Annotated in this window: 21 protein-coding genes and 1 pseudogene; 8 read left to right on the plus strand and 14 right to left on the minus strand. The window is 63.9% G+C overall.

The window, feature by feature from the left end; translation table 11 throughout:
• The first annotated feature begins 250 nt into the window (after positions 1-250).
• Complete coding sequence (locus U5805_RS08080; RefSeq protein WP_322102943.1) at positions 251-1,009, plus strand: peptidoglycan DD-metalloendopeptidase family protein; 759 nt, start codon at positions 251-253, stop codon at positions 1,007-1,009.
• Between the two features lie 19 nt (positions 1,010-1,028).
• Here U5805_RS08080 and U5805_RS08085 read toward each other — a convergent pair whose 3' ends face one another.
• The 5 genes from U5805_RS08085 to prpC form a co-directional block, all read right to left on the minus strand.
• Positions 1,029-1,400 (minus strand): type II toxin-antitoxin system VapC family toxin, encoded by a 372-nt coding sequence (locus U5805_RS08085; protein ID WP_322102944.1) that lies wholly within the window; start codon positions 1,398-1,400, stop codon positions 1,029-1,031.
• Positions 1,397-1,594: a type II toxin-antitoxin system VapB family antitoxin gene (locus U5805_RS08090; protein WP_322102945.1), complete on the minus strand. Its 198-nt coding sequence runs from the start codon at positions 1,592-1,594 to the stop codon at positions 1,397-1,399. The genes U5805_RS08085 and U5805_RS08090 overlap by 4 nt, the downstream gene beginning before the upstream one ends.
• Before the next feature lie 95 nt (positions 1,595-1,689).
• Entirely contained in the window at positions 1,690-2,880 is a 1,191-nt protein-coding gene (prpF, locus tag U5805_RS08095; protein ID WP_322102946.1) for a 2-methylaconitate cis-trans isomerase PrpF, read from the minus strand.
• 33 nt (positions 2,881-2,913) lie between these two features.
• A complete protein-coding gene (acnD, locus tag U5805_RS08100; RefSeq protein WP_322102947.1) occupies positions 2,914-5,523 on the minus strand; it encodes a Fe/S-dependent 2-methylisocitrate dehydratase AcnD in 2,610 nt (869 codons plus the stop codon).
• 144 nt (positions 5,524-5,667) lie between these two features.
• Positions 5,668-6,834: a 2-methylcitrate synthase gene (gene prpC, locus U5805_RS08105; protein ID WP_322102948.1), complete on the minus strand. Its 1,167-nt coding sequence runs from the start codon at positions 6,832-6,834 to the stop codon at positions 5,668-5,670.
• A gap of 223 nt (positions 6,835-7,057) precedes the next feature.
• On the opposite strand from prpC, the gene prpR reads away from it, so the two are divergent.
• The gene (gene prpR / locus U5805_RS08110) at positions 7,058-9,067 is read left to right on the plus strand and encodes a propionate catabolism operon regulatory protein PrpR (protein ID WP_322102949.1); all 2,010 of its coding nucleotides are present in this window, start codon (positions 7,058-7,060) and stop codon (positions 9,065-9,067) included.
• Positions 9,068-9,169: 102 nt separating this feature from the next.
• Here prpR and U5805_RS08115 read toward each other — a convergent pair whose 3' ends face one another.
• On the minus strand, positions 9,170-9,562 hold the full coding sequence (locus U5805_RS08115; RefSeq protein WP_322102950.1) for a hypothetical protein: 393 nt from the start codon (positions 9,560-9,562) through the stop codon (positions 9,170-9,172).
• A gap of 210 nt (positions 9,563-9,772) precedes the next feature.
• On the opposite strand from U5805_RS08115, the gene U5805_RS08120 reads away from it, so the two are divergent.
• Together U5805_RS08120 and U5805_RS08125 are read left to right on the plus strand one after the other, a co-directional pair.
• A complete protein-coding gene (locus U5805_RS08120; protein WP_322102951.1) occupies positions 9,773-10,399 on the plus strand; it encodes a DNA-3-methyladenine glycosylase in 627 nt (208 codons plus the stop codon).
• 205 nt (positions 10,400-10,604) lie between these two features.
• On the plus strand, positions 10,605-10,952 hold the full coding sequence (locus U5805_RS08125; protein ID WP_322102952.1) for a DUF4148 domain-containing protein: 348 nt from the start codon (positions 10,605-10,607) through the stop codon (positions 10,950-10,952).
• A gap of 330 nt (positions 10,953-11,282) precedes the next feature.
• Here the strand turns inward: U5805_RS08125 and U5805_RS08130 are convergent, their stop codons facing one another.
• Positions 11,283-11,726 (minus strand): CBS domain-containing protein, encoded by a 444-nt coding sequence (locus U5805_RS08130; protein ID WP_322102953.1) that lies wholly within the window; start codon positions 11,724-11,726, stop codon positions 11,283-11,285.
• Positions 11,727-12,050: 324 nt separating this feature from the next.
• Between U5805_RS08130 and ribA the strand changes: the two genes are divergently transcribed.
• Entirely contained in the window at positions 12,051-12,698 is a 648-nt protein-coding gene (ribA, locus tag U5805_RS08135) for a GTP cyclohydrolase II (RefSeq protein WP_322102954.1), read from the plus strand.
• A gap of 208 nt (positions 12,699-12,906) precedes the next feature.
• On the opposite strand, the pseudogene U5805_RS31770 reads toward ribA, so the two are convergent.
• Both U5805_RS31770 and U5805_RS08140 read right to left on the minus strand, forming a co-directional pair.
• Positions 12,907-13,026: pseudogene (locus U5805_RS31770) on the minus strand (sugar ABC transporter substrate-binding protein); the annotation flags it as partial.
• A 184-nt stretch (positions 13,027-13,210) separates the two neighbouring features.
• Positions 13,211-14,041, minus strand: coding sequence for a helix-turn-helix transcriptional regulator (locus tag U5805_RS08140; protein ID WP_322102955.1), 831 nt, complete (start codon positions 14,039-14,041; stop codon positions 13,211-13,213).
• Positions 14,042-14,136: 95 nt separating this feature from the next.
• On the opposite strand from U5805_RS08140, the gene U5805_RS08145 reads away from it, so the two are divergent.
• Positions 14,137-15,228 (plus strand): NAD(P)/FAD-dependent oxidoreductase, encoded by a 1,092-nt coding sequence (locus U5805_RS08145; RefSeq protein ID WP_322103109.1) that lies wholly within the window; start codon positions 14,137-14,139, stop codon positions 15,226-15,228.
• A gap of 62 nt (positions 15,229-15,290) precedes the next feature.
• Here the strand turns inward: U5805_RS08145 and U5805_RS08150 are convergent, their stop codons facing one another.
• Positions 15,291-16,265 (minus strand): Dyp-type peroxidase, encoded by a 975-nt coding sequence (locus U5805_RS08150; protein ID WP_322102956.1) that lies wholly within the window; start codon positions 16,263-16,265, stop codon positions 15,291-15,293.
• Positions 16,266-16,606: 341 nt separating this feature from the next.
• Here U5805_RS08150 and U5805_RS08155 point away from each other — a divergent pair, with 341 nt between their 5' ends.
• Entirely contained in the window at positions 16,607-19,276 is a 2,670-nt protein-coding gene (locus U5805_RS08155; RefSeq protein WP_322102957.1) for an excinuclease ABC subunit UvrA, read from the plus strand.
• Between the two features lie 109 nt (positions 19,277-19,385).
• Here the strand turns inward: U5805_RS08155 and U5805_RS08160 are convergent, their stop codons facing one another.
• The 4 genes from U5805_RS08160 to U5805_RS08175 all read right to left on the minus strand — a co-directional run bounded on the left by U5805_RS08160 (position 19,386) and on the right by U5805_RS08175 (position 24,307).
• Positions 19,386-20,723 carry an NRAMP family divalent metal transporter gene (locus tag U5805_RS08160; RefSeq protein ID WP_322102958.1) on the minus strand — a complete coding sequence of 446 codons (1,338 nt, stop codon included), beginning with the start codon at positions 20,721-20,723 and terminating at the stop codon, positions 19,386-19,388.
• 72 nt (positions 20,724-20,795) lie between these two features.
• Complete coding sequence (locus tag U5805_RS08165) at positions 20,796-21,791, minus strand: asparaginase (protein ID WP_322102959.1); 996 nt, start codon at positions 21,789-21,791, stop codon at positions 20,796-20,798.
• Positions 21,792-21,849: 58 nt separating this feature from the next.
• A complete protein-coding gene (locus U5805_RS08170) occupies positions 21,850-23,100 on the minus strand; it encodes a D-amino acid dehydrogenase (protein WP_322102960.1) in 1,251 nt (416 codons plus the stop codon).
• 124 nt (positions 23,101-23,224) lie between these two features.
• Positions 23,225-24,307: a GlxA family transcriptional regulator gene (locus U5805_RS08175; protein WP_322102961.1), complete on the minus strand. Its 1,083-nt coding sequence runs from the start codon at positions 24,305-24,307 to the stop codon at positions 23,225-23,227.
• A 226-nt stretch (positions 24,308-24,533) separates the two neighbouring features.
• On the opposite strand from U5805_RS08175, the gene U5805_RS08180 reads away from it, so the two are divergent.
• The gene (locus tag U5805_RS08180) at positions 24,534-25,688 is read left to right on the plus strand and encodes a branched-chain amino acid ABC transporter substrate-binding protein (RefSeq protein ID WP_322102962.1); all 1,155 of its coding nucleotides are present in this window, start codon (positions 24,534-24,536) and stop codon (positions 25,686-25,688) included.
• The last annotated feature ends 112 nt before the right edge of the window (positions 25,689-25,800 follow it).

Below are 25,800 nucleotides of genomic sequence, written 5' to 3' on the forward strand. Positions count from 1 at the left end.
TGACGGTGATTTCTCAGAGTTTCGCTGGGTTTGAATGCAGATCGCGCGGCCGATCCGCGCCGCATGGCGGGATTGGGAGGCGAGAGCGCGTTGAGCGCTGCGCGCCGCCGCGCATGGCGCGTAACGCCCGCGCCGTATGGAAAGCTGGAGGTTCATCATGTTCGAGGATCGTCGCGCTCGCCGCACCCACGGTCTAACAAGTTTTTGCGCCGCACTCGGTTTGGCGGCGCTTTTGGGCGGCTGCGCCCCCATGAATCAGCAGCAGCCTCAGCCGCAACAGCCGCAGCCCGACACGTCGGCGACGAACCAAAACGACAACAACCAGAGCAACGCGACCAGCGCCGCGGCAAGCGTGCCCGTTACGCGAGTCGTCACCAAAACCACTTACGTGCGCGTGCGCCGGGGCGACACGCTGCAACGCATCGCCCAGAGCCAGGGCGTGCCGGTCAAGGATCTGGCCGCGTGGAACCGGCTAAAGCCCAATAGCCGTTTGCGTGCGGGTCAGTCGATCAAACTGGTCTCGAAGCAAACCGTCACGGTTCAGGCGCCGCAAGCCGGCGACACGAGCAATGCCTCGAATGCTCCCAGTGCCGCGGACGCTCGCGAAGTAGCGGCCCAGGTGGGGCGTCACGCCAATAGCGTCGCGCTCGTGTGGCCAGCGCGCGGGCGCGTGGTCGAGCCGTTCGCACCCGGCGAGACGCGCGGCATCGAGATCGGCGGGCGGCCCGGCGACCCGGTTATCGCGGCCGCCGACGGCAAGGTCATGTACGCGGGCACCGGCTTGAACGACTACGGCAGTCTCATCATCGTCCAGCACAACAAGGACTTCCTCACGGCCTATTCGCACAACCGGCGCTTGCTCGTGAAAACCGGCGACATGGTTCACCAGGGCCAGCAGATTGCCGAAATGGGCAGCGAGAGCGCCGACCGCGTAGCCGTGCTGTTCGAATTGCGCCGCGACGGGAAGCCCGTGGACCCGATGCCGTATTTGCCGGCGCCGCAAAGTTAGCCGATGTAATCCGGCGCGCCTAATGCGCGAGTTTTGCGCCCAGGCATAGCTCCCCGGCGACCTGCTGCAAGCGCTTGTCGCGCGTCCAGATGGTGACGCCGGGAATTAGCCGCGCGGAAGCCAGCAGTGACGTGTCGACAAAGCCGATTCCCCGGCTGAACAGCTTTTCGCGTTCGATCAGGTAAAACATCTCTTCCGGCGTGGCGACGGGCGCATGCGGCAGGTCGTGCAATGCGCCGAGCACCACGTCCCGCTCGCGCAAACTGCCGAGCGAAATCTCGCCGATCACATACGGATGCGTCAGCACGCGCTCGTCGTTGAGCAAGCTGACGAGCAGCGGATCGGCCGCGTCAAGATGGTCGATCCAGACCGAGGTGTCGACGAGAATCATGCGCTGTCCGGCCGGCGGCGTGGCGTGGCTTCGACGCCGGGCTGGCTGCCGCCCAGATTCGCGAGCCGCCGTGCGGCTTCGCGCTGGATCAGCGCCTTGAGCGCCTCGCGCACGAGTGCGGTTTTCTCTTCCAGGCCGGTATAGGCCTGTGCCTTGGCTACCAGATCGTCGTCGAGTGCAATGGTCGTGCGCATGGAACACCTCGTATCAATGGCACGAATTATAGCATCACTTGATGCTGTGTTACGTGCCTCCGAATAGGAGGCGGCGCGAAGCGAGGCGGCATTCATCAAAACGAATCTCCCGGCACACGCACCCAGCCTTCCATCAGCACGCGTGCGCTGCGGCTCATGATGGCTTTCGTCACCGTCCATTCGCCATTGACCTGGCGTGCTTCGGCGCCCACGCGCAACGTGCCCGACGGGTGCCCGAAGCGTACGGCGCCGCGCTCGCCGCCGCCCGCCGCGAGATTCACGAGCGTGCCGGGAATGGCTGCCGCCGTGCCGATCGCCACGGCCGCCGTGCCCATCATTGCGTGATGCAGCTTGCCCATCGACATTGCGCGCACGAGCAGATCGGCGTCGCCGGCTTCGACGCGCTTGCCGCTGGACGCCGTGTAACCCGACGGCTTCGCGACGAACGCCACCTTCGGCGTGTGCTGGCGAGTGGCGATCTCGTCCAGATTCTTGATGAGCCCCATGCGCAGCGCGCCGTGCGCGCGGATCGTCTCGAACTTCGCGAGCGCTTCGGCGTCGCTGTTGATCGCGTCCTGCAATTCCGTGCCCGTGTAGCCGATGGCATCGGCGTTCACGAAGATCGTCGGAATGCCCGCATTGATCATCGTGGCCCGGAGCGTGCCCACGCCGGGCACCTCGAGATCGTCCACGACGTTGCCCGTGGGAAACATCGCGCCGCCAGCGCCTTCTTCCTCGGCTGCGGGGTCGAGGAATTCGAGCTGCACTTCGGCGGCGGGAAAGGTCACGCCGTCCAGTTCGAACGCGCCGGTTTCCTGCACCTGGCCATTGGTCATCGGCACGTGCGCGACGATGGTCTTGCCGATGTTGGCCTGCCAGATGCGTACCGTCGCCACGCCATTTTCAGGCACGCGGCTCGGGTCGATCAGTCCGGCGCTGATCGCGAACGGGCCGACGGCCGCCGAAAGATTGCCGCAGTTGCCGCTCCAGTCGACGAAAGCTTTGTCGATCGCCACCTGGCCGAACAGGTAGTCGACGTCGTGGCCTGGCCTGCTGCTCTTGCCGATGATGACCGTCTTGCTCGTGCTCGACGTCGCGCCGCCCATGCCGTCGATCTGCTTGCCGTAGGGATCGGGGCTGCCGATCACGCGCATGAGCAGGCGGTCGCGCGCGGCGCCGGGTTGTTGCGCCGCCTCGGGCAGATCCTGCAAGCGGAAGAACACGCCTTTGCTGGTGCCGCCGCGCATGTAGGTCGCGGGAATCCTGATTTGAGGAACGTGTGCCATGTGCTGTCCTGAAACGATGATTGGAGCCGCGGGTCAAGCCGCCGGGCGCGATGACGCGGACGAGGATTCGAGGAAGTCCTGCGCGAAGCGTTGCAGCACGCCGCCCGCTTCGTAGATCGACACTTCCTCGGCCGTGTCGAGCCGGCACGTGACCGGCACTTCCACGCGCTCGCCGTTGCGGCGCTCGATCACGAGCGTGAGCGTGGCGCGCGGCGTGCGTTCGCCAACCACGCTGAAGGTTTCCGTGCCGTCGATGCCGAGCGCGGTGCGGTTGGTGCCGGGCTTGAACTCGAGCGGCAGCACGCCCATGCCGATCAGGTTGGTGCGGTGAATGCGCTCGAAGCCTTCCGCGACGATCGCCTCCACGCCCGCGAGCCGCACGCCCTTGGCCGCCCAGTCGCGCGACGAACCCTGGCCGTAATCCGCGCCCGCGATGATGATGAGCGGCTGCTTGCGCTCCATGTAGGTTTCGATCGCTTCCCACATGCGCACGACCTTGCCCTCGGGTTCGATGCGCGCGAGCGAGCCTTTCTTCACCGCGCCGTCGACCACCGCCATTTCGTTGAGCAGCGTGGGGTTCGCGAAGGTCGCGCGCTGCGCCGTGAGGTGGTCGCCGCGATGCGTGGCGTACGAGTTGAAGTCCTCTTCGGGCAGGCCCATTTTCGCGAGATATTCTCCCGCCGCGCTGTTCGGCAGAATTGCGTTGGAAGGCGAAAGGTGGTCGGTGGTGATGTTGTCGCCGAGCACGGCCAGCGGGCGCAAGCCGCGCAACGTGCGTTCGCCCGCGAGCGCGCCTTCCCAGTAGGGCGGGCGGCGGATGTACGTGCTTTGCGCGCGCCAGTCGTAGAGCGGGTGGGTCGCGTCGCGCTTCGCGGCCGTGGCCGCGAACATCGGCTCGTACACCTTGCGGAATTGCTCGGGTTTCACGCTTTGTGCAACGATGGCGTCGATTTCCTCGTCGCCCGGCCACAGGTCTTTCAGATACACCGGTTGGCCGTTCCGGTCCGTGCCGAGCGAGTCTTTTTCGATGTCGAAGCGGATCGTGCCCGCAATCGCATACGCGACGACCAGCGGCGGCGAAGCCAGAAACGCCTGCTTTGCATACGGATGAATGCGTCCGTCGAAGTTGCGGTTGCCCGAAAGCACGGCGGTGGCGTAGAGGTCGCGATCGACGATCTCCTGTTGAATGGCCGGATCGAGCGCACCCGACATGCCATTGCAGGTCGTGCAGGCGAACGCCACAATGCCAAAGCCGAGCTTCTCCAGTTCCGGCAGCAGCTTCGCCTCTTCCAGATACAGTTCGACCGCCTTCGATCCCGGCGCGAGCGAGGTTTTCACCCACGGCTTGCGCGCGAGGCCGCGCGTGTTCGCGTTGCGCGCGAGCAGCGCGGCGGCAATCACGTTGCGCGGATTGCTGGTGTTCGTGCAGCTCGTGATGGCCGCGATGATCACGGCGCCGTCCGGCATCCGGCCCGGCGTTTCTTCCCACTTGCCCGCGATGCCGCGTTCGGCGAGCGCGGACGTGGGCAGGCGTTTATGCGGATTAGACGGGCCCGCCATGTTGCGCACCACGGACGAAAGGTCGAATGTGAGCGTTCGCTCGTATTGTGCGTTCGCGAGCGTATCGGCCCAGAGTCCGGCTGTTTTCGCGTAGGTTTCGACGAGTTTCAGTTGCGATTCCTCGCGGCCCGTGAGGCGCAGGTAATCGAGCGTTTGATCGTCGATGAAGAACATCGCGGCCGTGGCGCCGTATTCCGGCGCCATGTTCGAGATGGTTGCGCGGTCGCCGAGCGTGAGGCTCGATGCGCCCGCGCCGCGAAACTCCAGATACGCGCCCACGACTTTCTCCTTGCGCAGAAATTCGGTGAGCGCGAGCACGATGTCGGTGGCCGTGATGCCGGGCTGGCGCTTGCCCGTGAGTTCCACGCCCACGATGTCGGGCAGGCGCATCCACGAGGCGCGGCCGAGCATGACGTTTTCGGCTTCGAGGCCGCCCACGCCGATGGCGATCACGCCCAGCGCGTCGACATGCGGCGTGTGGCTGTCCGTGCCCACACAGGTGTCCGGGTACGCCACGCCTTCGCGCACGCCGATCACGGGCGACATTTTCTCCAGATTGATCTGGTGCATGATGCCGTTGCCGGGCGGAATGACGTCGATGTTCTCGAACGCTTCCTTCGTCCAGTTGATGAAGTGAAAGCGGTCTTCGTTGCGCCGGTCTTCGATCGCGCGATTCTTCGCGAACGCATCCGGGTCGAAGCCGCCGCATTCCACCGCGAGCGAGTGATCGACGATCAATTGCACCGGCACGACCGGATTGACTTTCGCCGGGTCGCCGCCTTGATCGGCGATGGCGTCGCGCAGGCCCGCGAGATCGACGAGCGCGGTTTGCCCGAGAATGTCGTGGCACACCACGCGCGCCGGATACCACGGAAAGTCGAGGTCGCGCTTGCGCTCGACGAGCTGCTTGAGCGAAGCGGCGAGCGTGGCCGGGTCGCAGCGGCGCACGAGATTTTCGGCGAGCACGCGTGAAGTGTAGGGCAGCGTGTCGTAGGCGCCGGGCTGAATGGATTCGACGGCTTCGCGCGCGTCGAAGTAATCGAGGCCGGTGTCCGAAAGAGACTTGCGATAAGCGGTATTCACGGCGTGGGGACCAGTTTGAACAGGATGAATGCGAAGGGTTGCAGCGGCGCTGCATGCGTTCCGTAGCGTCAATCTACGCGCACGCCGCGCCGCGTTGCAGTCGGCCGGACGTCATAGTCCTTCCGGGCGACTGGCATGCTCGGATCAGCGCTTGCCGATCGGCACGAACTTCAGGTTTTCCGGCCCGGTGTAGTTGGCGCTCGGGCGAATGATCTTGTTGTCGATGCGCTGTTCGATGATGTGCGCGCTCCAGCCCGCCACGCGCGCGATCACGAAAATCGGCGTGAACATGGCCGTGGGCACGCCCATCATGTGATACGAAACCGCGCTGAACCAGTCGAGATTCGGGAACATCTTCTTGATTTCCCACATCGTGGCTTCGAGCCGCTCGGCAATCTCGAACAGCTTCATGTTCGACTGTTCTTTGGAGAGCTTTTTCGCCACTTCCTTGATGACCTTGTTGCGCGGGTCCGAAATGGTATAGACCGGATGGCCGAAGCCGATCACGACTTCCTTCTTCTCGACGCGCGCGCGAATGTCGGCCTCGGCCTGATCGGCGTTGTCGTAGCGCGTTTGGATTTCGAACGCCACTTCGTTCGCGCCGCCATGCTTCGGGCCGCGCAGCGCGCCGATCGCGCCCGTGATCGCCGAGTACATGTCCGAGCCGGTTCCCGCGATCACGCGGCCGGTGAAAGTGGACGCGTTGAACTCGTGTTCGGCGTAGAGATTGAGCGAAACGTGCATGGCGTCGACCCACGACTTCGACGGCTCCGCGCCGTGCAGCAGGTGCAGGAAGTGGCCGCCGATCGAGTCGTCGTCGGTTTCCACTTCGATGCGCTTGCCGTTGTGCGAATAGTGATACCAGTACAGCAGCATCGACCCGACCGAGGCCAGCAGCCGGTCGGCGATGTCGCGCGCGCCGGGCAGGTTGTGGTCGTCCTTTTCGGGCAGCACGGTGCCGAGCACGGAAACGCCCGTGCGCATCACGTCCATCGGATGCGCCGAGGCGGGCACCCATTCGAGCGCTGCCTTCACGTTGGCGGGCAGGCCGCGCAGCGCCTTCAACTTGGCCTTGTACGCGGCGAGTTCGGCCGCGTTCGGCAGCTTGCCGTGGACGAGCAGGTACGCGACTTCCTCGAATTCGCAGGCCGTGGCCAGGTCGAGAATGTCGTAGCCGCGATAGTGGAGGTCGTTGCCGGTGCGTCCCACGGTACACAGCGCCGTGTTGCCCGCGGCCACGCCCGACAGCGCGACCGACTTCTTCGGCTTGAAACCGCCTGCGGATTGCGTGCCGTTGTCTGCTTCGCTCATGATGTCTTCCTCTCTTTGACTGGATGGGATGCGCGGGCGGCGGTGCCGCGGCGCGTGCTTTATGCATTCGGAGATCCGGGCCGATCTTGCGAATAACGTGCCAGGTCGCCGTGCGCGACTAGTGCGTTGATTTTGCGCCGGTTTGGCCGTGCGTGACCGTGGCCCTCGATTTCCTTTGTGAAATCAGCATTTCAAAATTGAAATTCGGCGGATAATGCGCGTCATGAACCGCTTTCCCGCCTCCGCTGCTTCAACCGAATTCCGCCCGCGCGTCTGGGCGATGGGTATCAGCCGCCTGCGCGACCTGTTTCGCGACATCGCGCGCGAGTATGACGACCGCGCGGACTTGCGCGTGATCGCGCGCGGTTTCGAGGAAGCCGCCGCCGACATCGCCGCCGCCGGTCCCGGCCAGCGCCCCGACGTCGTGGTGGCGTCGGGCTCGAACGGCTCGTATCTGAAGTCGCGCGTGGACGTGCCCGTGGTGCTTGTGCAGCCCAGCGGTTTCGACGTGATGCAGGCGCTCGCCCGCGCGCGCCGCGAAGCCGATCACGTCGCGCTCGTCACCTATGGCGAAACGCCCGCCGAAGTGCGGCGCTTCGCGAGCGCCTTCGGCATCGACGTGACGTTTGCTTCGTATCGCACCGTGCAGGACGCCGAGGCGTGCGTGCTCGATCTGCGCGATCGCGGCGTGGGCGCGGTGGTGGGGCCCGGTCACGTGAACGACCTCGCGGCGCGGCTCGGGCTCGTGCCGTTCTTCGTCTACTCGCGCTCCTCGGTGCGCGCGGCGTTCGACAACGCGCTCGAACTCGTGCAGGCCACGCAGCGCGAAACGCAGCGGCGTCAGCGGCTCGACAGCGTGCTGCAACATTTGCGTGACGGCGTGGTGGCGCTCGACGCACGCGGCCGCGTCGAAGCGATCAACCAGCGGCTCGCGGCCGTGCTGGGCATCGACCCGGCGACGGCGGCGGGCCAGCCGCTCGCCACGCTCGCGCCCGACATCGCATTCGCGTTGCCCGAAGCCGACGGGGAATCGATCGAAACCGACGGCGAGTCGCTCGAAACCGTGCGCGGCGTGAGCTACGTCGTGCATCGCGGGCCGCTGATCGACAACGGCGTGACCACGGGCGCCGTGCTCACGTTCCAGGAATCGCGCGCGGTCGAACGCCTCGACCGCACCTTGCGCTCGCGTCAGCGCACGCAGCAATTCGTCGCGCGTTACCGGCTCGACGATCTGAGCGGCGCGGCGCCCGGCATCGAGCGTATTCGCGCGCTCGCGCGCCGTTACGCCAAATCGGACGCCACCGTGCTGATACGCGGCGAAAGCGGCACCGGCAAGGAAATGGTCGCGCAGGGCATTCACCGCGAAAGCGCGCGGCGCGATTTTCCGTTCGTCGCGCTTAATTGCGGCGCGTTTCCCGAAGCGCTGCTCGAAAGCGAACTGTTCGGCTACGAGGAAGGCGCGTTCACGGGCGCGCGGCGCGGCGGCAAGGTCGGGCTGATCGAGGCGGCGCATCGCGGCACGCTTTTTCTCGACGAGATCGGCGAAATGCCGCTGCCGCTGCAAAGCCGCCTGCTGCGCGTGTTGCAGGAGCGCGAAGTCGTGCGGCTGGGTGCGACGGAACCCACGCGCGTGGACGTGCGCGTGGTCGCGGCCACGCATCGCGCGCTCACCGGGCAGATCGAAACCGGCGAATTTCGCGCGGACCTGTTTTATCGGCTGAACATTCTCAACCTCGCGATTCCGCCGCTGCGCGAACGCGGCGCCGACGTCGCGCTGCTGGCCGCCGAACTGCTGTTGCAGGCGGCGCGCCGCGAGCCGCGCGTGGCCTTGCGCATCCGCACGCCCGACGACGCCGCGCGCGCGCTCGCGCTGGTGGGCGTGCCGCTCGCGCGCCATACGTGGCCCGGCAACGTGCGCGAATTGCAGAACGTGATCGAGCGCATGGTGGTGGAACTTGCCGATTCCGACGACGACGTGCTCACGCCGCACGTGCTGCGCGAGATCGCGCCGGAAGTGTTCGAGACGCGCGAGGTGCCGGCCGGCGAGCGCGGCGGCGCGGGCCAGGCGCTCACGCTGCGCGAGCGCAGCCTGCATGGCGAAGCCGATCAAATTCGCGCCGTGCTCGACGCCTGCAACGGCGACCGCGATCGTGCTTGCGAACTGCTCGGCATCAGCAAGACGACGCTGTGGCGTCGCTTGAGCGCGGCGAAGCAGCGAACTGACGCGCGGTAAAGCGCGCTTAAAAAACGCCGGTTGAAAGCGCCGGTTGAAAGCGCCGGTTCAAAGCGCGTCTGAAATGCGGTTAGAGCGCGCGTCTGACCGCCTTCCCGGCACTCAGTTTTTCAGCGCATTCAGCAGCGGCGCGACGGTGCCGTGCAGATGCAGGATGTCGGGGCTTGCCTGTAGCAGCGCCTGATAGCGCTCGTAGAATTCCGCCGATTCGTCGCCCGAAAACAGCGCCGCCACGCCTTGCGCCGCGCCCACGCGGTCCTCGGGTGCCGCGTCCTTGGCGTCGAGCGTTTCGTCGACATTGGCGATCACGGTCGAAAGCGGCATCAGCCAGCGAAACGCCGTGCCGTTGATGAGCACTTGCAGGAACGCCGCGGGCGTGACCGGGCCGAATTCGCGTTCGTACGCGGCGCGCTCGTGATCGAGAATCGCTTTGTGCAGCGTGAGCAGCGGCCTGCGCACGTCGTTGAGAAATTGAATCGCGCTCTGTTCGTTCATCGTGCGTCTCCTTCAATGACGATGACGCGCGCAAAACCCGGGCCGCGCGCGCCGGTTCGTGGACCGCCGGTTCACCGGCGGGGGTGTGCCGGTGGATGAGAAGGCGCGAGCGGGTCGCGCGGGAATGCGGTCGATGGTAACGCAACGCGCGTGCGCGCGCGCTCGGGCGCGGCGCTACACTGGGCGGCCCGAACCGCAACGGAGAGACTCTTGCCCGCCATCCTGCCGCTTCGACGCGAAGATTTGCCTGTCGATACCGCCGAACTCGCGCGCTTCATGGTCGGCAAATACCTGGTGCGCGACATGGCGCAAGGGCGCATGGCGGGGCGGCTCGTGGAAGTGGAGGCGTATCCCGTCGGCGATTCCACGAGTCATGCGTTCATCGGGCGGCGGCCGTACAACGAATCCATGTTTCGCGAGCGCGGCCATGCGTATGTGCGCCTCACTTACGGCAGCGCGTGGATGCTCAATATGTCGAGCGAAGCGCTGGACGTGGGCGCGGGCGTGCTGTTTCGCGCGGTCGAGCCCGTCGAAGGCATTGCGGCGATGGAAGCGCGGCGGCCCGGCGTGCCGCTGCGCGATCTCGCGCGTGGTCCGGGGCGACTCACGCAGGCATACGGCGTGGGCGCGGCGTTCGACGGTGCCGATCTTTGCCTCGGACACGGGCTGTGGATCGGCTGCGTGGAGGAGCCGGGGGAACCGGCGGAACCGGCGGAACCGGCGCGGCTCGTCGGCGTGACGACGCGCATTGGCCTGTCGCGCGAGATGGATCGGCCGCTGCGCTTTTACGAACTCGGCAGCCGCTTTGTCAGCGGGCCGCGTCGGCTGCTTGCCTAGTACAAGCGTCTCGCGCCAGGCCGCAAGCGCTAAGGGTATGCCGCCGCGATCGTACCCTTACAGTTGTGCTCATTGTTTCCGCGCTTGAAACTGTGTCTTTTAAAAATAGGGGTTTCCCCTAGGTCGCCGCCTGCCTAGACTTCCATCACTGGCCCGGCAATGCCATCAAAGCCGGCACACAAAACAAGTGTTGGAGGTCAATGTCATGAAAACCCGTACGTTCGTTCAAGCCGCGTTGGTTGCTGCTCTGGTTGCGGCACCGGCGCTCTCGTTTGCCCAAGCTCAAGTGCAAAACAACGGACCGCTGACGCGCGCCGAAGTCAAGGCGCAGCTTATCCAGCTCGAAAGAGCCGGCTACAACCCGGCCACCGCCGACGACGCCACCTATCCGAACGAAATCCAGGCCGCCGAAGCGCGCGTCGCCCAGCAGCAAGGCGTGGCGCAGGCGCAAGCGCCGGAAACGAGCGGCTATGGCCCGTCGACGTCGGGTTCGTCGCAGTCGGGGCAACCGGCCACGGTGCGTCCGTCGCAATCGGTTTATTTCGGCAACTGACTTTCGGCAAGGCAGAGGCCAACGGGCACCGTGGTGGAAGTCGAGCCGCAGCAGGCGCGGCCGTTAGTTCGGCCGCATCGACACGGCGGGGCGGCGTTTTTGCCGGCTCGCGCGGCATCGAAATGATTGTGAACGGTTGTACAAACGGTTGTACAAAGAGTTGTACGCAGGCACGGCGGCATCGCGTCCGCCGTTGCCGCACGCCGGCGCGACGTGTCCGCGCGACCGTCGTGCAGGAACCTCCGCCGCCGTCGAGGTGGCTTCGCCCAAGCCCGTGCGGGATTGGGCGCTTTTTCGTGACCGTCTCCCGCTGCCGTTTCGCGGCGGATGTCACCCGCCCGCGCCGCCCTGGATGTATTGCTCCAGTTGTTCGATCGTGAACTTCTGCTCGGCGATGATTTCCTTCACCAGGTCGCCGATCGACACCATGCCCACGAGCTTGCCGCCGTCCATCACCGGCAGGTGGCGCATGCGCCGCTCGGTCATCAGCGCCATGCAGTCGTAGGTGGTCTGTTCGGGGCTCACGAAGCGCACGTGCGGACTCATGATGTCGCGCACGGCCGTCGTTTTCGAGGCGCGATCCATCAGCACGATCTTGCGCGCATAGTCGCGCTCAGTCACGATGCCCGCGATCGCGGCGCCGTCGGTCACGAGCAACGCGCCGATCTGCTTTTCGGCCATCAGCCGGATCGCATCGTAGACGGAATCGCCGGCGTCGATCGTATAGACCACCTGTTCCGGCTTCGATTTCAGTACCTGTGCAACGGTTGTCATAGAGCGGTTCCCTTTTTGGTCCTGTGCGTCTTTTGAGTTGCGGGTCCGTGGGGCGAGCTGATTCCAGATTCCATGCAAGGCGCGGTGCGGTGCGTGGCCGTTTGTCGGGCCGCGCCCGTATGCCGGCCGTATGCCATCAGAAAGCCTTTCCAGTATAGGCGGATGAATTCGCATGCGACCTCGGGATAAGCGCGAAGTCGGCGGCGGCCGCCGTTGGCGATCGAGCAGGGCCGCCCCGGCGTGGTGCGCCAAATGGCGGTAAACTCCGGTTCCGAACTTCAATCCGGCTGCGTGCCGGTTTTTGCCAGCCTCTTGCCTTAGATCATGCCTACGCTTACTGAGCCGTCCTGCGCGGACGACGACAACGCCAACGAATGCGTCGTGCTCGACGCGACCGCCAAGCTGCCCACCCGTTACGGCACGTTCGAGTCCTATGTGTATCGGGTGAAGGACGGCGGCGCCGAGCATCTCGCACTCGTGATGGGCGACGTGGGCAACGGCGAGCCAGTGCTGACGCGGCTCCACTCCGAATGCCTGACCGGCGACGTGCTCGGTTCCTACCGCTGCGACTGCGGCGAACAGCTCGATCTCGGGCTGCGTTACATCGCGGCCGAAGGCCGTGGCGTGATGCTGTATTTGCGCGGTCACGAAGGGCGCGGCATCGGCCTGTCGAACAAGATTCGCGCGTATGCGTTGCAGGAGCAGGGCCGCGACACGGTCGAAGCGAATCTCGACCTCGGCTTGCCCGACGACGCGCGCGAATACGACTCGGCGGCGGCGATCTTGCGCCTGCTCAACGTGACTTCGGTGCGGCTGATGAGCAACAACCCGAAGAAGTTCGACACGCTCGCGCAGCACGGCATTCCCGTGATCGAACGCGTGGCGCTCGCGATCCCGATGCGCGAGGAAAACGAACGGTATATCCGCACGAAGCAGACGAAGTTCGGCCACTATTTCGAAGAAAACGAGTAGGTCGATGGACCTTCGGGTCTCCGTTGACCTTTCTCTGTTTGACGGGCTGGGCTGGTGACGGTTTTTCTCCGTCGGTTTTCGCCTGTTGCGGGAAAACCTACGCTCGCGGTCTTTTCCGCAAAAAATCCACGCCGGGAATCGGTAACCCATCGGCAACCCTTTACGCATCGCCGCGATGCCGGTCACGACGCGTCGCTGCCTGAACGTGTCACTGAGCGTTGGGCATCCATGCCGCCGTCGCAGCGTCGCTGGCGCGGAACGCGGGGAATTGCGCGCCCGGTTCGGCTATCGTGCGGATGTCGTTTCTCACCGGATCGTCGCGCGTCACCCCTGGGCGTCACGACGATGCGATGCGCGAGCGGCCGGCCCGTCAAAGCCGCGTGCCGGCTTATACCTTACGACTAGGGCGGCAGTACGGCGTTGTGCTCCTTGAGGCATTCAAGGCAGTCTCAGGCTTCGCCCCACTTTCTTTACCGCGTTAGTTGGCCGAACCTTTCCCGAGAACGCCGGCATCAGGCGTCCTGACCGCTAGTCCTGACATATCTTCCCGGCGTCACGCCAAAAGCAGTACGGAACATAGCAATGAAATTGCTCGGGCTGGCATAGCCCAGGACATCTGCCACCGTCGATACGGACTCGCCCTGCGCAAGCAGATCGATTGCACGCAGCAGCAGCGCCTGCTGGCGCCACTCCGCCAACGATATACCGAGCGCTGCGGAAAACAGGCGCCGAGCGCTTCGTGGCGACAGCCCGGCCATTAACGACAGTGCTTCCAACGAGTGTTCCCGGCTCAGATCATTCAGCACGACGTTGACCATCTTTAGAAGGCGCTTGTCGTCGGGTAGCGGAAGGTGCAACGGTTCGTGCTTTGCCGCGCGAATTTCATCAATCAACACAGACACGACGCGCGCTTCTTCGGGCGTTCGCGTGGCGGTATGGTCCCACAGGGCGACGCGCTGTATCAGCGCTTCCAGCAACGATCCGACCGCCAGCACCTGCGGCCGCCCCGGCAGCAGACGGCAGCGTTTAGGCGATAGCAGAATGTGCGACCACGCTTTGGCGCCTCGCAAGTCGCCGGTATGCATGAGATCGGGCGGAATCCAGATCGCACGCCTCGGCGGCAGCAACCATGCACCGATCTCGGTTCGAATCTGCAAGCGGCCCGTCGCGATGTAAATGAGCTGTCCTTCCGGATGCCGGTGAAATTCGGTGCGGCGTTTGCCTCTTCCTGGCAGGATCTCGCATGCACAGACCTCAGTGGCATCCTTCGCATTCGGGTTGGCTTTGACTGATTCTCGAGGCGGCATCGTAGGCGTATAAAAAGATTGGCCGATATCCAGCATATTTTGACCAGATACCGATAACCAATCAACCCTCGCAACCGTTAGTGTTTGGCATTCCCGGGCCTGATATCCAGAATCCGATCACCAGAACCGAGATGCCATCGAAACCATCCATCTTGATTGCGGGCGGCGGCCCGGCTGGGCTACTTGCCGCGAACATGCTTTGGCGGCACGGACTTGACGTGACCGTACTCGAAGCCGATGCCTCGCCGTCTTCGCGAGATCAGGGCGGCACGCTGGATCTGCATCCACATGAAGGGCAACTGGCGCTACGAAAGGCCGGTTTGCTAGCGCGATTTCTTGCTCTTGCCCGCCACGAAGATCAGGAGCAAAGGGTTGTCGATGCCGTGACGGGCGTGGTCCTGCGCGAAGAGATTCCAGAGCCGGGAACAGGAACACGTCCGGAGATCGACCGGATTGTGTTGCGAAAGATGTTGCTGGATCCGCTTCCACCGGAGAAGGTCGTTTGGGGGGCTCGCGTCATCGACGTGGTCGAGGCAGCCAACGGGCGCTGGTCGGTACGGCTGCAAGGCGGGGTGGCGCGCGAATGCGACCTGGTCATAGGCGCGGATGGGGCCGGCTCGGCAGTGAGAGCGGCACTCACCGATGTGCGTCCGGTCTACACAGGCGTGTGCTTCGTTGAGCTGTGGATGACTGACGTGGACCGCAAGCATCCCGCCAACTCGCAATTCGTGGGGCGGGGCACACTCTTCGCACTGCACTACGAGAAAGGAATCTTTGCTCAGCGCAATGGCAATGCCGTAGTACGCGTGTACGCCGCGTTCAAAACGTCCAACGACACCGCCGAACGACCAGAACGAGCGTTGGCGGGAATGAGCAGAAACGATCTTCTGGCCCGATACGAAGGCTGGTCGCCTGCGCTGCGCTCGCTCATCGCGGACGCCGATCGGATCGCTGCCGTTCGTCCGATCGTTAGCCTTCCTGCCGGAACGAAATGGCCCTCGAAGTCGGGACTCACGCTAGTGGGAGATGCCGCCCATGTCATGCCGCCAATGGGCTCGGGCGTCAATCTCGCCATGCTCGACGCTGCCGAACTCGCTGAAGCAATCGTCTCTGCGCCGGATTGGCGAGCCGCGGTTCGCGCGCAGGAGCAGGTCATGCTCGATCGGGCGACGCCTATCGCAGAAGCGTGTCTGCGCGGTTTCGGCAAATGGTTTGACGCGTAGTTACCCGCCCGCGACAGTCGCGGTCGCGGCGAGCGCGGACATGACGCGTGTGCGAGCGTGCTTCAATCTCCAAGGCCCATCAGGAACGACCGGCTAGGTACAAAGAAAGTGTTGCCAGTCATCGCTTTCGAAAAATCGAGGATACGGTCGTGAAAAGGGGGAGGGTCGCCGATGAACATGCGTTGCAGCATTTTTTCGATGACCCAGAGGTGACGCGAGTAGCCGACGAAGTACGTGCCGAACTGGCCCATGCCCGGCACCGCAAAGGGCATATTGTCCCGGAGGATGTCGTGCTCGCCTTCGGCATCAACGATCGTACACAGGCTCTTGTGAGACTTCTGGCTATCGGTGGAGTCCGGCAATTCCACGTTGTCATACTTCGTTCTGCCAATGATCTGCTCCTGGGTTTCGATCTGCTGTGACCGCCAGGCATTCAGATCATGAACATATTTCTGCACAACGACGTAGCTGCCGCCCGCGTGATCCGGGTCCTCGCTTCCAACCAACGTCGAATCAGGTAGTTCATCGCCGTCTGGATTGCCCGTTCCGTCGACAAATTCGAGTAAATCCCTTCCGTCGAAATATCGGAAACCCGCTACGTCATCCACGGCCGTAACGGAAAGAGCAAACGCTTCCAGAAGGAGTTTTTCGAATTCGACGATCAGGTCCATCGACTCCGCGCGAATGTGATACAGGAGATCACCTGGAGTAGCGACCGCAACATGCTTCGCTCCTCGCACTTCCTGAAACGGTCGCAACTCGGCGGGCATCGGCTTTCTGGTGAGTGGCGTCCATATGCGATGCGATATTCCAACGTTGCACGTGAACAATCCGGTGTTGGAACGCAGCCTGATTCCCTTAACGAGATCGTCCGTATTATGCGCAATCACGGATCGCACCTGCGAGAGAGCGCGTTCGTCTTCCTTGACGTTAAGGACAAGGAACGCTGCGGCAGACGAGAGCGGGGCGTCGATGCTCTGCAACCCCGAGAGAGGGCAAGCCTGGCTCGTCACGTTGAATGCAGTTTTCTGGCTCACCTGGCGCTCCTGGATATTCGTGTGAAAAGGACAATCCTGTTGGCAAAAAAGGGTGTCCCGATCGTTTTAAACCCCAGGAAGGGGATGTCGGTCATACAAGGCTACCACTCAATGCCGATGCGTCCACCATGAACCCGAGGGCTGCACGGCGGGTCAGACTACTTCCGCGGCGGTACATGGCCGGAGTGTGTTATCAACGGACGGATCGCGCAGAAGTCAAGTCGGGAGAGGCTCGTGCGGCTTCGTTTGTTTGCCGGGATGGTACCGGTAGCAAAGCGTCATGATCTGTCGTGGCGGAATGTGCGCAAGATCCGCGCCAATGCGAACTGCAAGGGAAAACAATGCCAAACAATTCGTCCGGTAAATCAGACCATAACGCTTCGACCAGCGGCTTCGTGGAAGTGCGGGGCGCGCGCGAACACAATCTCAAGGACGTGGATGTCGACATCCCGCGCAATGCGCTGGTCGTGTTTTCCGGCGTCTCCGGCTCCGGCAAATCCTCGCTCGCCTTCGGCACCATTTACGCCGAGGCGCAGCGGCGCTATTTTGAGTCGGTGGCGCCGTATGCGCGGCGTCTGATAGACCAGGTGGGCGTACCCGACGTGGATGCCATCGACGGCTTGCCGCCGGCGGTGGCGCTTCAGCAGCAACGCGGCGCGAGCAACACGCGCTCCTCCGTGGGCAGCGTAACGACCTTATCCAGCCTCGTGCGAATGATGTATTCGCGGGCCGGCGCTTATCCGGCTAATCAGCCGATGCTGTATGCCGAGGACTTCTCTCCTAACACGCCGCAAGGGGCGTGCGCTGCGTGTCATGGGCTCGGCCGCGTCTACGAAGTCACTGAAGCCACCATGGTGCCGGACCCGTCGTTGAGCATTCGCGAACGCGCAATCGCCGCCTGGCCGCCGGCGTGGCATGGACAGAACCTGCGCGACATTCTGGTGACCTTGGGCTACGACGTCGATCGGCCGTGGAAGGATCTGCCTAAAAAAGACCGCGACTGGATACTGTTCACCGAAGAAACCCCCACAGTGCCGGTCTACGCGGGTTTGAGTCCCGCCGAAACTCGTGCGGCTCTCAAACGCAAGCTGGAGCCGAGCTACATGGGAACCTTCACCGGCGCGCGGCGCTACGTGCTGCATACTTTCGCGAACACGCAGAGCGCGCTGATGAGAAAGCGCGTGTCCCGCTTCATGGAGGGCAAGCTCTGCCCGGCCTGCCACGGAAAACGGCTCAAGCCGGAGGCGCTTGCCGTGACCTTCGCCGGCGTGGATATCGGCGAATTCATGCAGATGTCGCTGGATGGTCTTGCGGCCTTGCTGGAGCCGATAACTCGCGGCGATTTCCGCACCCATGCCGCCGGATCTGGCGCCAATAAGGAAGCGACGCGGCGTGACCGGGCCGAGCGCGCAGCATCGGGCCGCGCCACTCACTCCATCGCACCGGACGTGCGTCGCACCTCGGCGCTATCGGAAGAAAAGCGTCTGGCCGCGCAACGCCTGGCGGATGGGGTGGTTGCGCGGTTGCGCCAACTGCGGGGGCTGGGCCTCGGCTACCTGACGCTCGACCGGGCAACGCCAACCCTGTCGGCCGGCGAACTGCAACGGCTACGGCTGGCCACGCAACTGGGCTCCCTGCTGTTCGGCGTCGTGTACGTGCTCGACGAGCCCTCGGCCGGTCTGCACCCGTCGGACAGCCAGGCCCTGTACGATGCGCTCGACAGGCTGCGCGACGCGGGCAATTCCGTCTTTGTCGTCGAGCACGATCTCGAGTTGATGCGCCGCGCGCAATGGCTGGTCGACGTCGGCCCCGAAGCCGGCGAGCGAGGCGGCCGGGTGCTTTACAGCGGCGCTCCCGCTGGCTTGCGCGAAATCGCCGAATCCCGCACCGCGCGCTACCTGTTCGACAAGATTCCCGCGCCGGCCGGCCGCCGTCGCGAACCCACCGGCTGGCTGGAATTGCAGGGCATTCACCGCCACAATCTGCGCGGCGTCGACGCACGCATTCCACTGGGCGTGTTGACCGCGGTAACCGGAATCTCCGGTTCCGGCAAATCCAGTCTGGTCGTGCAGGCGCTGCCCGAGCTGTTGCTGCTGCACCTGGGTCACGAACCCGACGACGATTCGGCCGAAGGCGCAGGCGAGAGCCCGGCCATCATCGAAATAACGGGCGGCCATCTGGCTGGCGACGTGGATGCCGTACAGCGCCTGGTGCAGGTCGACCAGAAGCCGATCGGGCGCACGCCACGATCCAATCTGGCCACGTACACCGGCCTGTTCGATCACGTGCGCAAACTATTCGCCGCGACGCCCGATGCACGGCGCCGCCGTTTCGACGCAGGACGGTTTTCGTTCAATGTGCCGAAGGGGCGCTGCGAAACCTGTGAGGGGGAGGGATTCGTCAGCGTCGAACTCCTGTTCATGCCCAGCGTGTACGCACCCTGCCCGACGTGCCACGGCGCACGCTACAACGAGGCGACGCTCAAGGTGCTCTGGAACGGACGCAATATCGCGGAAGTGCTGCGAATGACGGTGGACGAAGCGCACGACTTCTTCGGCGGCGAGGAAGCGGTGGTCCGCCCGCTCCAGTTGCTGCGCGAGATCGGGCTGGGCTATCTACGCCTGGGGCAACCGGCCACGGAACTCTCCGGTGGCGAAGCGCAGCGTATCAAGCTGGCCACCGAGTTGCAGCGCAGCCAGCGCGGACGCAATCTGTACGTACTCGACGAGCCCACCACCGGCCTGCATGCGTCCGACGCCGACCGGCTGATGGTGCATTTGCAGCGTCTGGTCGACGCGGGCAATACGGTGGTGATGATCGAGCACGACATGCGGGCGGTGGCGCAAGCCGACTGGCTGATCGACATAGGGCCCGGCGCGGGGGATGCAGGCGGGCGAGTGGTGGCGGCAGGCACGCCGCATCACGTCTCGCGGGTGCGAGATAGCCGGACAGCGCCCTTTCTCGCGCAGGAACTGGCACGCGGTCACGCCGAAAAGACGGATCGCCGTTGAAAAGCGGGCGGACCGCGGAAATTGGCGCGGCGCCGCTTCAACCTCGATTTGCGGATCGTCGACGCAGCAGCAGGAATCCGGCGCATCGCATGCACTTTGACGTGTTGTGTTAGCGCGCAGCCCATTGCGCGACCTCCAGCACGAAGTGTGCGACGACGACTGCGCCGGTGACGAGCACGGCGAGCCAGCACAGGGCGCGTAATGACCAGTGTGCCGCCATGCTGCCGACCACTTCGCTTTTTGCGCTGAGCAGCACCAAAAGCACGAGTACGGGCGTCATCGTCATGCCGTTGACGATGGCGCTCCAGTACAACGCCCTGACGAGATCGACGTGCCAAGCGCCAAGCACAACGCCGAGTGCGGTGCCCAGAGCCGCAATGCCGGTCAGCATCCGCGCAATACGAATGTCGCGCCGCTCTCCATGGGCCCAGTCGAACGAACTCGCGACGGCCTGCGCCGCCGAGCCGGCAAGCGGCGGCAATGCGAGCAGCGCCGAGCCGATCAATGCAAGCCCGAGCAGTGGGCCTGCATATCCGCCCGCGAGCGGTTCGAGTACCTTTGCCATTGGCGGGTTAAGGCCGATGGGAACCGTGCCGTGCAGCGTGGCGGAAGCCGCGACGATTATCAATAAAGCGACGCCGCTTGATAACGCGGTACGTAGCAGCGTTTGCGCACGTAAATGGCGAAGCAGCGCTGACGAACGCGGATCGCGACTGGCGGGACTTGCCTGTGGCCGGGGGCCTTCCTTCTCTTGCTGTGCCGTCTGTTCGGCTTGCGAAAAGAGCAGATACGGACTCATCGTCGTACCTAGCACGGCCATCAGCATGGTAATGAAATCCTCTCGCCATTCGAGGCGCGGCACGAGGGAGCGCAGCGCGACGGTGTGCCAGGGCACATCGACGATTAGCGTCACACCGGCGTAGGCGAAGACGGGCAAGATCAACCATTTGAGAACGCTCGCATAGCGAGGGTAGGGAACGAACCATTGCAGTGCTATGGATGCACCTCCGCACGCGATTGCCAGCGCGCCCAGAGGCGCGTGGAGGAAGCGCTGCAAGGCCGCTGCCATCGCCAGAACGTCGACAGCAATATTCAGTGTGTTCGCGATCGCAAAGCGCACCACCGCGAAATAGAAGAACAAAGGCGAGTAGTGGGCCCGCATGTTCGCCGTCAGTCCCTTACCGGTGAGGGCAGCGACGCGCGAACTGACCAGTTGCAGCGCGACCATCGACGGGTAAGTGAGCACGCAGGTCCACAACATATCGTAGCCGTACCATGCGCCCGCAAGCGAATAGGTTGCGATTCCGCTTGGATCGTTATCGCTGCCAAGACTCGTCAAACCTGCGCCAATATCGGCGGCCCACGAATGGGCCGCCCGGGAGGCGGCGGCCTGCGGAGTATTTTGCGGCGCGCTGCCCGGGTTGCGCTTTTCAGGAACGGAGTGCATCGGTCGAGGACGCGGGATGGGGATGCCGCCGTGCCGCGCAGAAGACGTTCCCGCTCGCGGGCGGGCGGCGCTTCAAAAGCGATAAAAGGCTGCCTGCAATGCGCGGCGATCGTCCGGGTTATCCAGCATCGCCAGCATCAAAAGAATGCGGGCTTTTTGCGGCGGCTGATCGTCGACGACGAGCCAGTCATAGTCGTCGTCGGGCTGCGCGCCGTTGCGGATGACCACACCGCTGCCGGTGCGTGACGCCCTCACCACGTGTACTCCCCGGCGCGCCGCCTCCCGCAGCGGCTCGACCATATGCGCCGCGATGTTGCCGTTGCCAGTGCCGGCGAAGACAAGCCCGCTCGTATCGGCCGCAATGGCGCGGACCCGTTCGCTCTCAAGCGCACCATAGGCATATACGACGTCGACTTTCGGAAGCGTCTCGATGTCGTCGATCGACCACGGAGTGGATACAGTGTGATCCCGCGAGGGCGTACGGTAGTAGCGGGGCTTGCCTTGCGCCACGTAACCGAGCGCGCCATAGGGCGAACGGAATGCCTCGAGCTTGAAGCTATTCGTTTTCGTCACGTCTCGCGCGGTGTGGATTTCCTCGTTTGAAACGACAAGCGTTCCTTTTCCATGCGACGATGGATGAACCGCCACCGCGATCGCGTCGTAGAGATTCAGGGATGCATCGGAACTCATCGCCGATGGCGGCCGCATGGAGCCGACTACGACCACGGGTTTCACACTCTTCAACGTCAGATGAAGAAAGTACGCTGTTTCTTCGATGGTGTCGGTGCCGTGCGTGAGAACGACGCCATGTACCGTATCGTCCTTGAGCACCTCGGATACCCGCTTGCCGATCATAAGCAGATGCTGCTCGCTGAAATTCTCCGAACCCGTCTGGAGCAGTTGTTCCGCGCTCAGGTTCGCGAGCGACGACGCTTCCGGAACGGCCGACAAGATTTCGTCTACCCCCAGCACCGAGCATGTGTAGGCTGATGTGTCGACGGCGTTTGCACCACGCCCGGCAATCGTCCCGCCCGTGCCGATGACTGCAATATTGGGCTTGTCTTTCATTCGGTATCGATTCGAGAATTTTTGTTGGAGGAGCGCGAGGCCTCGCACGCCGCACGGGTCATTGTGCGGTCGAGAAAAGACGGGCCAGCGAAGCGTCAGGCTGCCCGTCGATCCAACCCGCGAGCAACGCAGCCGATCCGCAGGCCAGCGTGAAGCCGAGCGCACCATGCCCGACGTTGAGCCAGAGATTGGGATATCGTGTAGGCCCGATAATCGGCGCGCCGCCGGGCGTCGCCGGGCGCAAGCCGGTCCACTCGGCCGCATCGACGCAATCGGCCACGACCTGCGGGAACAGCGCGGCGGCCTCGCCACGCAACGCGGCAAGGCGCGAGGAATCAGGCTTTAGCGAGTAGCCGTCGAGGTCGGCCATGCCCGCCACGCGCAACCGGTCGCCAAGACGCGCATAGACCACCTTGCGCGCGAAATCGGTGACGCTCAGTGTCGGTGCCATGGCTTGCGGTCCCAGCGGGTAGGTCAGGCTGTAGCCCTTGAGCGGATAAATGGGCACGCGGAGGCCCAAAGGCCGGAGCAGACGCGTTGCGCCGGCCCCGGCAGCCACGACGACATGGTCCGCATCGACCACCCCGTCACTGCCGCGCGCCACGACGTGTCCGCCTTTGACTTCCAGTGCGTCGATGCGCGTATTCATCGCAAAACGCACGCCGCGCGCCCGCAAAATGGCTTCGAGACCTTTGCTGAAGCGATGGCAGTCCGCGGTATCTTCGCTGCGCGTATGAATGCCGCCGACGATCCGTTCGCGCACATGAGCCAGCGCGGGTTCGAGCGCGACGCATTCGTCGGCGGAGAGCGCCTCCTGCTCGCAGCCGAGCGAGCGCTGGAAATCGAGCAGATCGACGGCGCCTTGCATCGCGGCGGCGTCGCGGTGCAGGACGAGCTTTCCGGAGTGCTGAAAGTCGAAGTCGAGCGTGGGTTCGTCGCGCAGGAATCGGTGCATGAGCGCACGGCTCGCGAACGAGAGCGAGAGCAATTCGCGCGTGGTGAGATTGCTGCGCCGTTGCGTGCAGGCGAACACGAATTTCAGGCACCAGAGCCACTGTTCCACGCTCGCCGACGGCCGGAAGCGCACCGGCGAATCCCGCCGGGCGAGCCATGCGGGCAGCTTCGACAGCACGCCCGGCCCGGCAAGCGGCGCGACGTAGCTATACGACAACTGGCCGCCATTTCCGAAGCTGGATTCGGTGGCCACCTCGCCATGCCGGTCGATGACGATGACCTGATGGCCGGCACGGTTCAAATAGTAGGCGCTCGTCAGACCGACGACGCCCGCACCCAATACCGCAATCTGCATGTCGCCTGTTTCCCTGTTTTACGGTGCATTCGCACGAAACAGGATGTTGAGCCAGGCGACACCGGCGGGATTGCACCGACGAGCAAAAAAATAGAAGAAACGCGACAACGAATCGTCGCCAGCTTTAGTGTTCGGTGGGACCGGCGCGCGAGCCGCGCAGCTTGCCCGGCGTCACGCCGTAGGTTTCGCGGAAGACCCTGATGAAGTGAGCGGAATCGGCGAAACCGCATTCGTAGGCGATGGCCGTGACCTTGCGCCCGGTGTTCAGCAGCATCCAGCGCGCATAGCGCAGCCGCATACCGCGATAGAACTCATTCGGCGACACGTTCATCTCCGCCATGAACGCCCGCTCCAACTGACGCACGCTCGTGCCGATCATCTTCGCGATCACCGCGATGTTGAGCGGCGCTTCGAGGTTTTCCTCCATGAGCAGCGCGGCATGACGTACGTTTGCATCGTCCACCGACAGGTAGCCCAGTGCGCGGCGGCGCTCGATGAATGAGGCGCCGGCCTGCCGGCTGACAGTCATCTGATGAATCACTTTGGATGCGCGGTCAGGTCCGCAATGCAGATTGACGAGCCGCGCCGCGAGTTCGATGACCGAGATTCCGCCCGCACAGGTGATGCGATCGCCGTCGATGAGGTAGTCGGCGTGCGTGACAACGCGTAGCGCGGGAAACCTGTTCCGATAGTCGTCGAAGTGAAAGCTGTGTACGCACGCAACGTGATCCTGCATTAGCCCCGCATCGGCAAGGACAAAGCTACCCGTGCAGATGCCGACCAGCGGAACGCCTGCTCGTGCGGCGGCGCCCAGATAGTCCCAGTAGCGCCGGTCCACCTTCTCCAGATGCGAGAGCAAGCCGCCGATGACGACGACGTAATCAAACTGCGCGACGTCCGGAAAGGCCGCCTGAACCGGTACGGCGATACCGCAGCTCGATTCGACGGTGGTGTCGCGCACGCCGATCGTCGTCCAGAGACAGCGCAACTGGCGGCTCTGATCGCTGCGGTCGGCAGCGTGACGTAACGCGTCGCAAAGGCCGCCGAGCGACAGGAGCGGAAAGCGCGGCCATAGCAGGATTCCGACGTTGAGCTCCGCGCCGGAACGCCCCTGAGGCGAGTCGGATGCCGTGGACAGCGAGTCAAGCCGGTCGACCAGTTCGTGAGCTGGCGGTGCTTGGGTCGGGGGATCGTCGGAGAAAACCATGGGCGGCGCGAATAAGCGGTGTCACGCCATTATAGGGCTGCCCGACCCGCATCGCCGCTGTCGCATTTCTTCTGTTTTCTGGCAAATCGGTGCAATGCCGCCGGTTTGTGTCCGCATAAATTTGTCTCGCCGGCGCAGACCAACGGGTGCGCGGTAGCAGGGCGGAGGCGACGGGACAATCCAGCAGATCGCCCTCGATGCAGACAACTATCGACGAGGTAATGCAATGACCAAGAGCAGGAGATTGGGTCGCCGTGCGACGGCCTTTGGCATTCTGGGGGCGCTGGCCGCCGTTTCCAGCGGAGCGGCGCAGGCCGACGAAACCGTGAACGTCGGCGAAGTTGCGCCGCTCACCGGTCCGGCTTCATATCTGGGCAAGGACACGGAGAACGGCGCAAGGCTCGCTGTCGAGGAGATCAACAAAAAGGGACTGGTGGTCGGTGGAAAGAAAGTCACGTTGGTGCTCGACGCCGAAGACGATGCTGGCGATCCGCGCCAGGCCACGCAGGTCGCGCAAAAGCTTGTCGACGACAAAGTCGCGGCGGTGGTCGGCCACATGAATTCGGGAACGACGATTCCCGCGTCCAAAATTTACAGTGACGCCGGTATCGTGCAGGTCTCGCCGTCGGCTACGAATCCGGCATACACGCAACAGGGCTTCAAGACCGCATACCGTGTGGTTGCGACCGATGCCCAGCAAGGGCCGACCCTCGCCGATTACGCGACGCGGACGCTGAAAGTCAGGACGGTTGCGATCGTCGACGACGCTACCGCATACGGGCAGGGTTTAGCCAACGAGTTCGAGAAGCGTGCGAAGGCGGACGGTCTTTCGGTGATTTCTCACGACGCGACCAACGACAAGGCCACCGACTTCCGCGCGATCCTCACCAAAATCAAGGGCGAGCATCCGGACATCGTCATGTATGGCGGTCTCGATGGAACGGGCGGCCCGTTCGCGAAGCAGGCAAAGCAGCTTGGCATGGCGCAGAAGATTCTCGCGGGCGACGGCCTGTGCGCGGACGACCTTGCGAAACTTGCCGGCGACGCAGCCGACGACGTGATCTGCTCGATTGCAGGCTCGCCGCTCGAGAAGATGCCGAAGGGCCCGGCCTTCACACAGCGCTACGAAAAGCGCTTTGGGACGCACCCTGTCTTGAACTCGCCATTCGCCTACGACGCGGTGTATGTCATCGCCGACGCGATGAAGCGTGCCGGTTCGACGGCTCCGGACAAGATTCTTGCCGCAATGCCGGCGACGAACTATGAAGGCGTGCTGGGTCAGACACAGTTCGACTCGAAGGGCGACCTGGTCCACGGGACCATTTCTCTCTACAAGTACGTCGGAGGAAAGCAAACCCTTCTCGACTACGTGAAGAACTGACTCGCCAAGGTCTGCCGGGAAGGCGAGGCGAAGCAGATGCTCGACGATCCGAAGGCGCGCGGCGTATCCGGGGGAGTAAATCGGGAACGCCAGTAAAAGCCGAACTCCCCCG

The sequence above is a fragment of the Paraburkholderia sp. J41 genome, assembly GCF_905220235.1.
Taxonomy (GTDB): domain Bacteria; phylum Pseudomonadota; class Gammaproteobacteria; order Burkholderiales; family Burkholderiaceae; genus Paraburkholderia.

What these genes read in the sequence shown, in the direction of transcription:
- U5805_RS08080 (WP_322102943.1), top strand. Translation starts at nt 251, where the DNA reads ATGAATCAGCAGCAGCCTCAGCCGCAACAGCCGCAGCCCGACACGTCG.
- U5805_RS08085 (WP_322102944.1), bottom strand. Translation starts at nt 1,400, where the DNA reads ATGATTCTCGTCGACACCTCGGTCTGGATCGACCATCTTGACGCGGCC.
- U5805_RS08090 (WP_322102945.1), bottom strand. Translation starts at nt 1,594, where the DNA reads ATGCGCACGACCATTGCACTCGACGACGATCTGGTAGCCAAGGCACAG.
- prpF (WP_322102946.1), bottom strand. Translation starts at nt 2,880, where the DNA reads ATGGCACACGTTCCTCAAATCAGGATTCCCGCGACCTACATGCGCGGC.
- prpC (WP_322102948.1), bottom strand. Translation starts at nt 6,834, where the DNA reads ATGAGCGAAGCAGACAACGGCACGCAATCCGCAGGCGGTTTCAAGCCG.
- prpR (WP_322102949.1), top strand. Translation starts at nt 7,058, where the DNA reads ATGAACCGCTTTCCCGCCTCCGCTGCTTCAACCGAATTCCGCCCGCGC.
- U5805_RS08115 (WP_322102950.1), bottom strand. Translation starts at nt 9,562, where the DNA reads ATGAACGAACAGAGCGCGATTCAATTTCTCAACGACGTGCGCAGGCCG.
- U5805_RS08125 (WP_322102952.1), top strand. Translation starts at nt 10,605, where the DNA reads ATGAAAACCCGTACGTTCGTTCAAGCCGCGTTGGTTGCTGCTCTGGTT.
- U5805_RS08130 (WP_322102953.1), bottom strand. Translation starts at nt 11,726, where the DNA reads ATGACAACCGTTGCACAGGTACTGAAATCGAAGCCGGAACAGGTGGTC.
- ribA (WP_322102954.1), top strand. Translation starts at nt 12,051, where the DNA reads ATGCCTACGCTTACTGAGCCGTCCTGCGCGGACGACGACAACGCCAAC.
- U5805_RS08140 (WP_322102955.1), bottom strand. Translation starts at nt 14,041, where the DNA reads ATGCTGGATATCGGCCAATCTTTTTATACGCCTACGATGCCGCCTCGA.
- U5805_RS08145 (WP_322103109.1), top strand. Translation starts at nt 14,137, where the DNA reads ATGCCATCGAAACCATCCATCTTGATTGCGGGCGGCGGCCCGGCTGGG.
- U5805_RS08155 (WP_322102957.1), top strand. Translation starts at nt 16,607, where the DNA reads ATGCCAAACAATTCGTCCGGTAAATCAGACCATAACGCTTCGACCAGC.
- U5805_RS08160 (WP_322102958.1), bottom strand. Translation starts at nt 20,723, where the DNA reads ATGCACTCCGTTCCTGAAAAGCGCAACCCGGGCAGCGCGCCGCAAAAT.
- U5805_RS08165 (WP_322102959.1), bottom strand. Translation starts at nt 21,791, where the DNA reads ATGAAAGACAAGCCCAATATTGCAGTCATCGGCACGGGCGGGACGATT.
- U5805_RS08170 (WP_322102960.1), bottom strand. Translation starts at nt 23,100, where the DNA reads ATGCAGATTGCGGTATTGGGTGCGGGCGTCGTCGGTCTGACGAGCGCC.
- U5805_RS08175 (WP_322102961.1), bottom strand. Translation starts at nt 24,307, where the DNA reads ATGGTTTTCTCCGACGATCCCCCGACCCAAGCACCGCCAGCTCACGAA.
- U5805_RS08180 (WP_322102962.1), top strand. Translation starts at nt 24,534, where the DNA reads ATGACCAAGAGCAGGAGATTGGGTCGCCGTGCGACGGCCTTTGGCATT.